The organism is Acidiphilium sp. PM (assembly GCF_000219295.1).
Lineage (GTDB): Bacteria > Pseudomonadota > Alphaproteobacteria > Acetobacterales > Acetobacteraceae > Acidiphilium > Acidiphilium multivorum.
On the sequence record NZ_AFPR01000226.1, the window covers coordinates 1 to 11,965 of the forward strand.

Annotated in this window: 10 protein-coding genes and 1 pseudogene; 4 read left to right on the forward strand and 7 right to left on the reverse strand. The window is 67.6% G+C overall.

The window, feature by feature from the left end:
* Nucleotides 1-122 precede the first annotated feature (122 nt).
* Both APM_RS10095 and APM_RS10100 read left to right on the forward strand, forming a co-directional pair.
* On the forward strand, nt 123-917 hold the full coding sequence (locus APM_RS10095; protein ID WP_007423270.1) for a GntR family transcriptional regulator: 795 nt from the start codon (nt 123-125) through the stop codon (nt 915-917).
* A gap of 101 nt (nt 918-1,018) precedes the next feature.
* On the forward strand, nt 1,019-2,530 hold the full coding sequence (locus APM_RS10100; protein WP_007423271.1) for a UxaA family hydrolase: 1,512 nt from the start codon (nt 1,019-1,021) through the stop codon (nt 2,528-2,530).
* 83 nt (nt 2,531-2,613) lie between these two features.
* Here APM_RS10100 and APM_RS10105 read toward each other — a convergent pair whose 3' ends face one another.
* The 6 genes from APM_RS10105 to bioF all read right to left on the reverse strand — a co-directional run bounded on the left by APM_RS10105 (nt 2,614) and on the right by bioF (nt 9,342).
* The gene (locus APM_RS10105; protein ID WP_012039681.1) at nt 2,614-3,330 is read right to left on the reverse strand and encodes an ABC transporter ATP-binding protein; all 717 of its coding nucleotides are present in this window, start codon (nt 3,328-3,330) and stop codon (nt 2,614-2,616) included.
* On the reverse strand, nt 3,323-5,122 hold the full coding sequence (locus APM_RS10110) for an ABC transporter permease subunit (RefSeq protein ID WP_007423273.1): 1,800 nt from the start codon (nt 5,120-5,122) through the stop codon (nt 3,323-3,325). The genes APM_RS10105 and APM_RS10110 overlap by 8 nt, the downstream gene beginning before the upstream one ends.
* A gap of 33 nt (nt 5,123-5,155) precedes the next feature.
* Nucleotides 5,156-6,040 carry a branched-chain amino acid ABC transporter permease gene (locus tag APM_RS10115; RefSeq protein ID WP_007423274.1) on the reverse strand — a complete coding sequence of 295 codons (885 nt, stop codon included), beginning with the start codon at nt 6,038-6,040 and terminating at the stop codon, nt 5,156-5,158.
* 93 nt (nt 6,041-6,133) lie between these two features.
* A complete protein-coding gene (locus APM_RS10120) occupies nt 6,134-7,255 on the reverse strand; it encodes an ABC transporter substrate-binding protein (RefSeq protein WP_007423275.1) in 1,122 nt (373 codons plus the stop codon).
* A 273-nt stretch (nt 7,256-7,528) separates the two neighbouring features.
* Nucleotides 7,529-8,200, reverse strand: a complete 672-nt coding sequence (gene bioD, locus APM_RS10125; RefSeq protein WP_007423276.1) for a dethiobiotin synthase — start codon at nt 8,198-8,200, stop codon at nt 7,529-7,531.
* Entirely contained in the window at nt 8,197-9,342 is a 1,146-nt protein-coding gene (gene bioF / locus APM_RS10130; RefSeq protein ID WP_007423277.1) for an 8-amino-7-oxononanoate synthase, read from the reverse strand. The genes bioD and bioF overlap by 4 nt, the downstream gene beginning before the upstream one ends.
* Before the next feature lie 87 nt (nt 9,343-9,429).
* Between bioF and bioB the strand changes: the two genes are divergently transcribed.
* Both bioB and APM_RS10140 read left to right on the forward strand, forming a co-directional pair.
* Nucleotides 9,430-10,407, forward strand: a complete 978-nt coding sequence (bioB, locus tag APM_RS10135; protein ID WP_007423278.1) for a biotin synthase BioB — start codon at nt 9,430-9,432, stop codon at nt 10,405-10,407.
* Entirely contained in the window at nt 10,404-11,660 is a 1,257-nt protein-coding gene (locus APM_RS10140) for an adenosylmethionine--8-amino-7-oxononanoate transaminase (protein WP_007423279.1), read from the forward strand. The genes bioB and APM_RS10140 overlap by 4 nt, the downstream gene beginning before the upstream one ends.
* A gap of 20 nt (nt 11,661-11,680) precedes the next feature.
* Here APM_RS10140 and APM_RS10145 read toward each other — a convergent pair.
* A pseudogene (locus APM_RS10145) lies at nt 11,681-11,965 on the reverse strand (hypothetical protein); the annotation flags it as partial.

Below are 11,965 nucleotides of genomic sequence, written 5' to 3' on the forward strand. Positions count from 1 at the left end.
AAATACCGGTATATTGGTAAATCACGACTGTCAAACATGTCGCGCCCCCGGTATGATCGGTGCAAAACGCCTTGCGTCCATGCCGGTCAGATCCTTCCGGGCGCACCACGTCAGGGAGATTCATGCCGCGCCCCCGCAAGCAGCCCGCCGAAACCGGAAACCCCGCGGCGGAAGATCCGTTCCTCGCCTCGCTCGGCGCGCTCCGGCTCGACCCCACGATCGGCAAGACCGCGCAGATCTACACGATCATCCGCAACGGCATCGTCCAGCTCAAGCTGCCGCCCGGGGCGGCGATCAACGAGCGGGAAATCTGCGCCCGGCTCGGCATCTCGCGCACGCCGCTGCGCGAGGCGATCCTGCAGCTCGCGGCGGAAAACCTCGTCACCGTGGTGCCGAGTTCGGGCACCAGCGTCGCCCCCATCCATATCCAGGACGCGTTCGACGGCCAGATGGTGCGCGACGCGCTGGAGATGCGCGTGGTGCGGCTCGCCGCATCGCGGATGAACCTCGCCTTCGAGCGCGCGCTCGCCGCCAACATGGCCGCCCAGCGCAAGGCTTCCGCCGCCCGCGATTTCGACGAGTTCTATCTGCTGGACGAGGATTTCCACCGCCTCATCAGCGAATGCGGCGCCTCGCCCACGGTCTGGCGCATCATCAACGGCGCCAAGGCGCAGCTCGACCGCATTCGCCGCCTCGGCTTCCCGCGCCCGCACCACGCCGAAACCGTGCTCGCCGAGCACCAGGCGATCTTCGACGGGCTGATGCGGCGCGATTCCGAGCGCGCCGCCGCCGCGATGCAGACGCATCTCGACCGGGTGTTCGAAACCGTGCGCCTGCTGATCGCCGAGCGGCGCGACTATTTCTCGCCCGATGCCGGCGAGGTGGCGCAGCGCGCGGGACGGCCGGCCGGCGCTTGACCGGCTTGCCGTTTATCGGAAAAATACATACCGGTATATTTCATTCAACGACCCGGGGCGGACCACCGCCCCGCGCCAGGGCGAGAAACGGAACCAGACCCATGAACGCTCCCACCACCGTGCGCCTGAACGACGCCGACAATGTCCTCGTGGCGATCGAGCCGATCGCATCCGGCACCGGCGTCGCCGAGGGCCTGGTGACCTCGGCGCGAATCCCCCGCGGGCACAAGATCGCTTCCGCCCCGATCGAGGCCGGCGCGCCGGTGCGCAAGTTCGGCCAGATCATCGGCTTCGCGAAGGAGGCCATCGCCCCCGGCGCCTGGGTGCACGAACACAATGTCGAGGTTCACGAATTCGCGCGCGACTACACGCTCGGCGAGGTGAAGCCGGTCGAACCCGCCGCCGCGCCGGCAACGTTCATGGGGTTCCGCCGCGCCAACGGCCAGGTCGGCACGCGCAACTACATCGCCATCCTGAGCTCGGTGAACTGTGCCGCGACCGTCGCCCGCCAGATCGCGCTGCGGGCGGAGCGGAGCGGGCTGCTCGACGGGTTTCCGAATGTCGACGGCATCGTTCCGCTCACCCACGGCACCGGCTGCGGCATGGCGGCCGATGGCGAGGGCTACGAGCTCCTCGAACGCACGCTCTGGGGCGCGGCCTGCAACCCGAACGTCGCCGGCGTGCTGTTCATCGGCCTCGGCTGCGAGGTGCTGCAGATCGCGCGGATGACCGCCCGCTACGGGCTGAAGGACGATCCCCGCTTCCACTGGATGACGATCCAGGACTCCGGCGGCACGCCCGCGACGATCGAGGCCGGGCTTGCCGCGCTGCGCGAGATCCTGCCCCGCGCCGACGCCGCGCGGCGCGAGCCCCTGCCCGCCTCGCATCTCATCCTCGCCCTGCAATGCGGCGGGTCGGACGCCTATTCCGGCCTCACCGCCAACCCCGCACTCGGCGAGGCGGCGGATATCCTGGTGCGCCACGGCGGCACCGCGATCCTGTCGGAGACGCCGGAAATCTATGGCGCCGAGCATCTTCTCGTCCATCGCGCCGCGAGCCGCCGCGTCGCCGACGACCTGCTGGCGCGGATCGACTGGTGGCGCGACTATCTCGCCCGCACCGGCGGGCAGATGAATAACAACCCCTCACCCGGCAACAAGGCCGGCGGGCTGACCACCATTCTCGAGAAATCCCTCGGCGCCGTCGCCAAGGGCGGCACCACGCCGCTCACCGCCGTCTACCGCTATGCCGAGCCGGTCACCGAGCGCGGCTTCGTCTTCATGGACACGCCGGGCTACGACCCGGTCTCGGTCACCGGCCAGGTTGCCGGCGGCGCCAACATCCTCTGCTTCACCACCGGCCGCGGCTCGGCCTTCGGCTGCAAGCCGGTGCCCTCGATCAAGCTCGCCACCAACAGCGATCTCTACCGCCGCATGGAAACCGACATGGACATCGATTGCGGCGACATCCTCTCCGGCACGACGATCGCGCAAAAGGGCGAGGAAATCTTCCGCCACCTGCTCGACGTCGCCTCCGGCGCGCGCACGAAATCCGAGCGGCTCGGCTATGGCGACAACGAATTCGTGCCCTGGCAGGTCGGCGCGGTCATGTGACCGCCAAGTGAGGTTTCATGTGACCGCCAGGCGAAGTTTCGTGTGACCGCCTGGCGAAATCTCATGTGGCCGCGGAGCCGGCGTCAGTGGGCGCCAGCACCCAGCATCGCCGCGCGGAATCCCTCGTCCGCGCGCAGCGCCTCGCTCGTGTCCGCCCGCACGATCCGCCCGGTCTCCAGCAGATAGGCGCGATGCGCGACCTTCAGGCTGAGATTGACGTTCTGTTCGACGAGCAGCACCGTCATCCCCTCGGCGTTGATCCGCGCGATCGTCGCGAACACCTGCTTGACGATGACCGGCGCGAGGCCCAGCGAGGGCTCGTCCAGCATCAGCAGGCGCGGCTTCGCCATCAGCCCGCGCCCGATCGCCAGCATCTGCTGCTGCCCGCCGCTGAGCGACCAGCCCATCTGCGCATAAAGCCGCTTCAGATCGGGGAAGATTTCGAGAATCCCCTCGATGTCCCGCTCGGTTTCGGCGCGCGACACCTTCCGGTTCGACGTGCCCATGATCAGGTTCTCGCGCACCGTGAGGCCCGGAAACACGTGCCGCCCCTCCGGCACATGCGCGATGCCGCGGCGGACGATCGCCTCCGGCGCCATCCGGTCGATCCGCTCGCCCTCGAAGCGGATTTCGCCGCGCGTCGGGTGCAGCAGGCCGGAAATCGTCTTGAGGGTGGTCGACTTGCCCGCGCCGTTCACGCCGAGCAGGGCGACGACCTCGCCCGCCCGCACCTCGATGCTGATGTCGTGCAGGGCCGTCACCTGCCCGTAGCGCGACTGGATGTTGCTGACCTCAAGCATATTCGACATCGTCACCCAGATACGCCTTCATCACGGCAGGATCCGACAGCACCTGCTTCACCGAACCCTCGCTGATCTTCTGGCCGAAATCCATCACATAGGCCCGCGTCGCAACACTGGAGACGAAGCTCATGTCGTGCTCGATCAGCAGCATCGTCATCCCCCGCGCATGGATCCGGTAGAGGATCTGCGACAGCACCTCGGTTTCCTCGTGGTTCATCCCCGCCGCCGGCTCGTCGAGCAGCAGGAGTTCGGGGCCGGAGACGATCGCCCGCGCGATCTCGACGATGCGCTGCTGCCCGTACGGCAGGTTCTTCGCCTTCACGCCGAGCCGGGCGAAACCGAGGAAATGCAGCGTTTCCCTCGCCTTTTCCATCGCCTCGCGTTCCTCGCGATAACCGCGCGGCCGCGAGAGCAACGCGCCCGCAAGCCCGACCGTGCCGCGCCGGTAATAACCGACCGCCACATTTTCCAACGCGGTGAGTTCGGGGAACAGGCGGATGTTCTGGAAGGTGCGGGAAATGCCGAGCCGGTTGATCCGCGCCGGGCCGAGATTGGTGATCTCCTTCCCGTCATAGACGATCGATCCCGCCGTCGCCGTATAGATCCCGCTCAGCACGTTCAGCACCGTCGTCTTGCCCGATCCGTTCGGCCCGATCAGCACCGCGACATCGCCCCGGTTGACCGTGAGCGACACGCCGTTGACCGCCTTGATGCCGCCGAAATGCTTGGCCAGATCTCGAATTTCCAGAAGCGGCCGGTCCGAGGCCACCGGCCGCTCGGGCACGGCGCCGGCCTCGAGATGCGCCACCTCTTCCTCGTCAGAGCGCCGCCGGCCCGCCACCAGCGTCGCCACCGCGCCGACGCCGCGGAGCAGCAACCCGTACAGCCCTTCCGGCATGAACAACACGACGACGACGACCAGCACGCCATAGACCGCGATGTAATAGGCATGCAGGAAGCGCAGCACTTCCGGCAGGAAGGTGATCAGCCCCGCACCCAGCGTGGTGCCGACGATCGAGGCCTGCCCGCCCACCAGCGCCATCGCGAAGAACGAGACCGACTGATAGAAATTGAAGACGTTCGGGCTGATATAGAGCGAGCCGGAAGCGTAGAGAATCCCGCCCATCGCGGCGAGCGCCGCGGAGACGGCGAAGGCGAGAACCTTGGTCCGGAACAGGCTGATCCCGTTTGCCGAAGCGGCGATCTCGTCCTCGCGCAGGGCGAACAGCGCCCCGCCCAGCCGCGAATGGCGCAGGCGGAACACGACATAGCTCGCCAGCACCAGCACCGCGACGGAGATGAAATAGAACCCGTGATCGCTGTTGATCGCGTAGCCGAACAGGCTCGGCCGGGGGATGTTGGAAATCCCGTCGGCGCCGCCGGTCACCGCGTTCCAGTTGTTCAGCACGAGTTCGGTGATGATCTGAAAGCCGATCGTCACCAGCGCGAGATAGTGGCTGGCGAGCCTGAGCGAGATCGCGCCGAGGAACAGGCCGAACCCGGTCGTCACCGCCACCGCCGCCAGCGCCGCGCTCCAGTAGCCGATGTGGTGGTTCACCGCGAGGATCGAGAACGTATAGGCGCCGATCCCGAAAAACGCAGCCTGCGCCAGCGAGATCTGCCCCGAATAGCCGAGCAGAACGGTCAGCCCCAGGGCCGCGACGGCGTAGGACAGCGAGAGGATCAGCAGCGTGAGATAATACGAGCCCAGCCGCCCGCCCGGCAGCAGGAAGGGAATCAGCACGAGCAGCGCGATGAAGGGCAGGAACTTGGCGATCGACCTGGTCATGTTGTCGTTTCCCTGAAGCCGCCGGCGCGCCGGTCAGACCTTCTGCGAGACTTTTTCACCGAACAGCCCGTATGGCCGGAAGATCAGGAACAGGATCAGCACGATGAACGGAAACGCATCGCGATACGACCCCGAAATATAGGTCGCGCCGTAGGTTTCGATCAGCCCGATGCCGAGCCCGCCGACGATGGCGCCCTTCATGCTGCCGAACCCGCCGACGATCGCCGCGGCGAACGCCTTCAGCGCGATGGTCGAGCCCATCGTCGCCGTCACCGTGTAGACGGGTGCGATCAGCAAACCCGCCAGCCCACCCAGCGCGGTGCTGATGGCGAATGTCAGCGCCGCCATCCAGGCCACGCGGATTCCCATCAGCCGCGCGGTGTCCGGGTCCTGTGCCGTCGCCTGCAACTGCTTGCCGAGCTTGGTCCGTTCGAGGAACCAGTTCAGCAGCGCCACCATGGCGGCGGTGACGACGATGATGACGATATATTGCGGATAGACGTGCACGCCGAGCAAAGCGACCGACTGCGCCTTGAAGATCGGCGGCAGCTGGTACGGGATCGGCCCATAGATCAGCAGGAACGCCTGTTCGAGAAAGACCGAGGCGCCGACAGTGGCGATCATCACCGGCAGGAAGTTGCGCGGCCGGTTGCGCACCGGCTGGAAGATCAGCAACTGGAACAGCGCGCCGACCACGCCGGTTCCCGCCACCGCGAGCAGAAGCGCGAGCCACCAGGGCAGATGCAGCACGACGACGAGGCTGACCATGAAATAGGCGCCGATCATCGCGAAATCGCCCTGGGCGAAATTCACCACGTTGACCGAGGTGTAGATCAGCACGAAGCCGAGCGCGATCAGCGCATAGATGCTGCCGACCGCAAGCCCCGCGATGGTCAGCTGGATGAATTCGGAGAACACGCAGACGATATCCCGGGCAGCTGGTTTTTCATTCCGTCACGATAACGGCGAACGCCGTCCGGGCCACGACCCTGCCCGGACGGCGCGCGGCCTTCAGCCGACGTATTTGATCGGGATGACCTTCTGGTGCTGCATCTTCACCACCCAGTAGCCGTGCAGCCCGTCGCCGTTCGCGTCGAAATTGTAGGTGCCCTCGACGCCGTGATAGCCCTTCACCGCGCGAATGCCCTTCTGGATCGCCGCCGGCGCGGTGCCGTCCTTCGCGATCACCCGGCTCAGGACGTTCATCGCGTCATACACCCAGCCGCCGAACACGTCGGGCTGGCTGTGATATTTCGCGACATAGAGCTTGGTGAACGCCTTCGCCGCGTCATTGCCGTCCGCCACGAAATCGGAAACGCCGTAGGTGCCGTCGACCGCCGACCCGGCAAGCTGGATGCACACCGCCGTCGCGATCGAGGTGGACCCGATGATCTTCACCTTGAGGTCGAGCTGGCGCAGCTGCTTGAGCATCTGCGCCTCGTCCTCCGAATTCGTCATGTAGGTGGCCAGCGTATCCGCGCCGGAGTTCTTGATCTTTTCAAGGAACGAGGTGTAGTCGCGCGTCGCGGTCGTGTAGCCCTGGTCGCTGACCACTTTCGCGCCGTCCTTCACCAGCGCCGCCTTGAGCAGCTGATTGCCGGCCGAGCCGAAGGCGTCGGTGTCGTAAAGAATGGCAACCTTCTTGCTGCCCATCGTCTTTACCGCATACTGGGCCATCGTCGCCGAGGCATAGGTATCGTTCGGGCGGAAGCGGAACACCCACTGGTTGCCCACATGCGTCAGCTTCGGATCGGTGCCGCCGATCATGGTCGGAATCTTGTAGCGCGCGACGTAAGGCAGCGTCGCCTGCACGATGGTGCTGCGGATCGAGCCGATGATCGCGACGATATTCTGGTTCGCCGCAAGTTTCTGATAGGCCGAGACGCCGGCCTGGTTCTGCCCGCGATCGTCCTCGACGATCAGCTTGATCTTCTTGCCGTTGATGCCGCCATGGGCGTTGATCTCGTCAACGGCGAGCTTCGCGCCATCGACCTTGTGCTGCCCGCTGAGCGCCGCCGGTCCGGTCATGTCCGCGATCATGCCGATCTCGATCGTGCCCGAGGCCGCGTGCGCGACACCCAGCCCGCACGACAGCGCAATCATGCCGGCGCCAAAAAGGAGTTTTCTGACCATTGGATTTGTTTCCCCTAGTGTTTGTGAATTTTCCGGACCGATCCGGGCCTGAAGCCACTTCCGTCGCGGTCGCGGCCCGCCGTGTCACGCCGGCGCCGGGCGAACCCGTGGGCCGTGCGGGAACGAGACCAGAACAGAAGCCACTCAGCCTGCCGCCTGCAAGGGCAATCGGGCACAAGAGCGCGCATCCGTCGGTCTCCCCATGCAGATTTTCAATAACCGGTATATAGGATTTCGGGGGGTGTCAACACGCCGTTCGTATCATCCGGCGACTCAGCGGCGGGCGGCCTCGTCGAGCCAGGCGTGCCAGTCCGGCGTATCGTCGATGAAGACCGGCGGCGGGGTGGCGCCGAGATGCCGCAGCAGCGACTCCCGCGTGCGCTCGACCGGCACCGGCAGCGGCTCCATCGGGTTGATCACGACCGCGGCAATCGCGATCCCCCGCGCGCGCAGGGCCTCGACGGCGCAGAGCGTGTGGCTGATCGTGCCGAGATAGCCGCCGGCGACCAGCACGACCTCGATGCCAAGGGCGGCGATCCAGTCGCGCACGGTGTGCGTTTCATCCAGCGGCACCATCGCGCCGCCGACGCCCTCGACCAGCATGGGGCCGGCCGCGCCGACGATCTCGGCCTGGCAGAAGGCGACGAGGTCGTCGAACGGAATGCGCCGCCCGCTGCGCGCCGCCGCCATGTCCGGCGAGATCGGGTCGGGAAACCGCCAGGGGCAGATGGTGGCGACCGCCTCGTCGTTCACCATCGAACTGCCCATCGCCCGCAGCAGGATACCGGCATCGCTCGACGCGGAGAGCGCGGGCTGGTAGCCGCTGGCGACCGGCTTGAGCGCCCGCGCGGGAACGTCGCCGGCCCGCCAGTGGCGGATCATGCCGGCGGCGACATGCGTCTTGCCGATCTCGGTGCCGGATGCGGTGATGAAGAAATGGCTCATGCGGTCACCAGGATTCTGTCGTGGACGAGTTGGGCCAGACGGTCGATGTCATCTGGGGCGTGGCAGGCGGTGAAGGCGAAGCGGAGCCGCGCCGTGCCCTCGGGCACCGTGGGCGGGCGGATGGCGGCGACCAGAAAGCCCGCCGCCTCCAGCACGGCCTGCGCCGCGAGGGCGCGCTCGGCGGTGCCGAGCAGGAGCGGCACGATCGGGCTTTCGGCCGGTGGCAGGCCCAGGGCGGCGCAGAAGCGGCGGGCATGGGCGAGCGGGGCGGCGCACATTGCGGGGTCGGTCGCGATCAGGTCGAGGGCCGCGATCGAGGCGCCGACCACCGCCGGCGGCAGGCCGGTGGTGTAGACGAAGCTGCGGGCACGGTTGCGGATCAGCTCGCACACCACGTGCGAGGCGCAGAGATAGCCGCCATAGCTGCCCACCGCCTTGGACAGCGTGCCCATCTGCAACGGCACGTCATGGCCGTGAGCCGAGCCGCGCCCTTCGTTGATGACGCCGATGCCGTGCGCATCGTCCGTCATCAGCCAGGCGTCATGCGCGTTGGCCAAGGCGAGCATCTCTCCGACGGGCGCGAGGTCGCCATCCATGGAGAAGACGCCGTCGGTCACCACCATCGCGTGGCGGGCGGCTTGGCGATGGGCGGCGAGGAGTTCGGCGAGATGCGCGAGGTCGTTGTGGCGGAAGACGTGGAGCGCGGCGCCGGACAGGCGGGCGCCGGCCCAGATGCAGGCATGGGCGAGTTCGTCGACGAAGATCGCATCGTGCCGCGTCATCAGCGCCGGGATGATGCCGGTATTGGCGAGGAAGCCCGAGCCGAACACCACGGCGTCTTCCGTCTGTTTCAGCGCGGCGAGGCGCGCCTCGAGCGCGCGGTAGAGCGGATGGTCGCCGGTGACGAGGCGGGAGGCGCCGGCGCCGGCGCCGTGGCGGCGGGCGGCGTCGATCGCGGCGTCGATCACCGCCGGGTGGGTGGAGAGGTTGAGGTAGTCGTTGCAGGAGAACGAGATCAGCCGCTGCCCGTCGCGCTCCAGCACCGCGCCGGCGGCGCGGGCGGTCGGGCGCAGGCGACGTCGCAGGGCGCCGGCCTCAAGGCGGGCGAGCTTGTCGGTCGCGAACTGGTCGAGCGTGGTCATCCTGTCTCAATCTGCCGCAAAAGCTTCACGAACGCGGATGCAGCGTTTATCACCGGTTCGACCCCTTGGGGCAAATCGGAGCTTGCCATGTCCATCGCACTCGATTCTTCCATTGCTGCCGCTGCTGGCATGCCGTCCCCGACGCGGGCGCGCATCGCCGCCCTGCTGGCGCTGCCGCTGCCCGAGCTGATCTTCCAGGCGCAGACGGTGCACCGCCGGCATTTCGACCCGACCCAGGTGCAGATTTCCACCCTGCTCTCGATCAAGACCGGCGGCTGCCCGGAGGATTGCGGCTATTGCCCGCAAAGCGCGGACTTCGACGTGGGGGTGAAGGCCTCGAAGCTGATGGACATCGCCCCGGTGCTGGAGGCTGCACGGCGGGCGAAGGAGGCCGGGGCGCAACGCTTCTGCATGGGGGCAGCCTGGCGCTCGCCCAAGGATCACGATCTCGACCGGGTTGCGGCGATGGTCGAGGGGGTGAAGGCGCTGGGGATGGAAACCTGCGTCACCCTCGGGATGCTGCGGCCGGACCAGGCGGCGCGGCTGAAATCGGCCGGACTCGACTATTACAACCACAATCTCGACACCTCGCCGGAATTCTACGGCCGCATCATCACCACCCGCACCTACCAGGACCGGCTGGATACGCTGGCGGCGGTGCGGGATGCGGGGATCAATATCTGCTGCGGCGGGATCATCGGGATGGGCGAGGATATCGACGACCGGGCCGGGCTGCTCGCGACCCTCGCCGATCTCGACCCGCCGCCGGAGAGCGTGCCGATCAACGCGCTGGTCGCGGTGAAGGGCACGAAGCTTGGCGAGAGCGCGCCGATCGACCCGATCGATTTCGTCCGCACCATCGCGGCGGCGCGGATTTCCATGCCGAGATCCTGGGTGCGGCTGTCGGCCGGGCGGGAGGCGCTGAGCGACGAGGCGCAGGCGCTGTGCTTCCTCGCCGGGGCGAACTCGATTTTCTATGGCGACACGCTGCTGACCACGGCGAACCCCGCGGTCGCGCGGGACAATGCGCTGTTCGACAGGCTCGGGATGACGAAGCTTTCGTGAGCGACTGGCTGGAGCGCGGCTGGCGGCATGTCTGGCTGCCCTATGCGCAGATGCAGACCGCGCCGCTGCCGCTGCCGGCGGTGCGGACGGAGGGCGCAAGAATCCATCTGGCCGACGGGCGGGTGCTGATCGACGGCGTCGCCTCCTGGTGGACGGCGTGCCACGGCTACAATCATCCGCATATCCGTGAGGCTGTCGCGGCCCAGCTCGATTCGATGCCGCATGTGATGTTCGGCGGGCTGGCGCACGAGCCGGCCTATCGGCTGGCGACGCGGCTGGCCGGGATGATGCCGGACGGGCTGGAGCGGGTGTTCTTCACCGATTCCGGCTCGGTCGCGGTGGAGGTGGCGATGAAGGTCGCGGTGCAGGCGCGGCTCAATCGCGGCGAGCGCGGGCGGCACAAATTCCTTGCCTTCCGCGACGGGTATCATGGCGACACGCTGGCGACGATGGCGGTGTGCGACCCCGAGGAAGGGATGCACGCGCTGTTCGCCGGGCTGTTGCAGGAGCATGTGATCGCCCCCCTGCCCCGGGATGCGGAGTCGGAGCAGGTTTTCATGGCGCTGCTGGAGCGGCACGCCGGGGAGCTTGCGGGGATCGTCGTCGAGCCGCTGGTGCAGGGGGCGGGCGGCATGGTGTTTCACGACGACGCCGTGCTGCGGCGGCTGCGGGCGGCGGCGGACCAATACGGGCTGACGCTGATCTTCGACGAGATCTTCACTGGGTTCGGGCGGACGGGAACGATGTTCGCCTTCGAGCAGGCGGGCGTCGTGCCGGATATCGTCACGTTGTCGAAGGCGCTGACGGGCGGCACCTCGCCGCTGGCGGCGACGGTGGTGCATCGCGACCTGTACGAGGCGTTTCTCGGCGAGGACCCGATGAAGGCGCTGATGCACGGGCCGACCTTCATGGCCAATCCGCTGGGCTGCGCCGCGGCGAATGCCTCGCTCGACCTGTTCGAGACCGAGGACCGGCTGGGGCAGGCCAGGCAAATCGAGGCCTGGCTGCGCGAGGGGCTGGAACCGTGCCGGGGGCTGCCCGGCGTGGTCGATGTGCGGGTGAAGGGGGCGATCGGCGTGGTGCAGCTGGGGCGGATCAAGAATCCGGTGGGGTTGCGGGAGCGGTTCGTCGCGCGCGGGGCGTGGATCCGGCCGTTCCGCGACATCGTCTATCTCACCCCGGCGCTGACCATCGCGCAGGATGAACTGGCGCGCCTGACCGGGGCGATCAGGGACGTTCTGGCAGAAGGCTGAATGTAAGCGCCGCCCCGGCGTTATCCGGACGGGCGGAGGGCGACGGCAAGCGGGGCAGATGGCGCGGCCCGATCCGGCGCCGGCGCGGAAGAGTGGTTGCAGAGCCGCTGCGAGGGCGTTCCGCTGGCGGGTTCGGGGCGGCGGAGCAAAATCGGTTGCGGGGCCAGCGCGGCCGGCAGCGGAATCCTGAGCAGGTGGCAGAGCGGGCGGACGGCGCGGCCGAAGCGCGGGTCGGCGGCGAGGATCGCCGCCATTTCGGGCTGGTTCAGCAGATGCGCGAGCTGGGAGGCATAGCCGCGGATTTC

Coding starts and splice junctions, on each gene's coding strand:
- APM_RS10105 (WP_012039681.1), bottom strand. CDS start 3,330: ATGCTTGAGGTCAGCAACATCCAGTCGCGCTACGGGCAGGTGACGGCC.
- bioD (WP_007423276.1), bottom strand. CDS start 8,200: ATGAGCCATTTCTTCATCACCGCATCCGGCACCGAGATCGGCAAGACG.
- APM_RS10100 (WP_007423271.1), top strand. CDS start 1,019: ATGAACGCTCCCACCACCGTGCGCCTGAACGACGCCGACAATGTCCTC.
- APM_RS10110 (WP_007423273.1), bottom strand. CDS start 5,122: ATGACCAGGTCGATCGCCAAGTTCCTGCCCTTCATCGCGCTGCTCGTG.
- bioF (WP_007423277.1), bottom strand. CDS start 9,342: ATGACCACGCTCGACCAGTTCGCGACCGACAAGCTCGCCCGCCTTGAG.
- bioB (WP_007423278.1), top strand. CDS start 9,430: ATGTCCATCGCACTCGATTCTTCCATTGCTGCCGCTGCTGGCATGCCG.
- APM_RS10095 (WP_007423270.1), top strand. CDS start 123: ATGCCGCGCCCCCGCAAGCAGCCCGCCGAAACCGGAAACCCCGCGGCG.
- APM_RS10120 (WP_007423275.1), bottom strand. CDS start 7,255: ATGGTCAGAAAACTCCTTTTTGGCGCCGGCATGATTGCGCTGTCGTGC.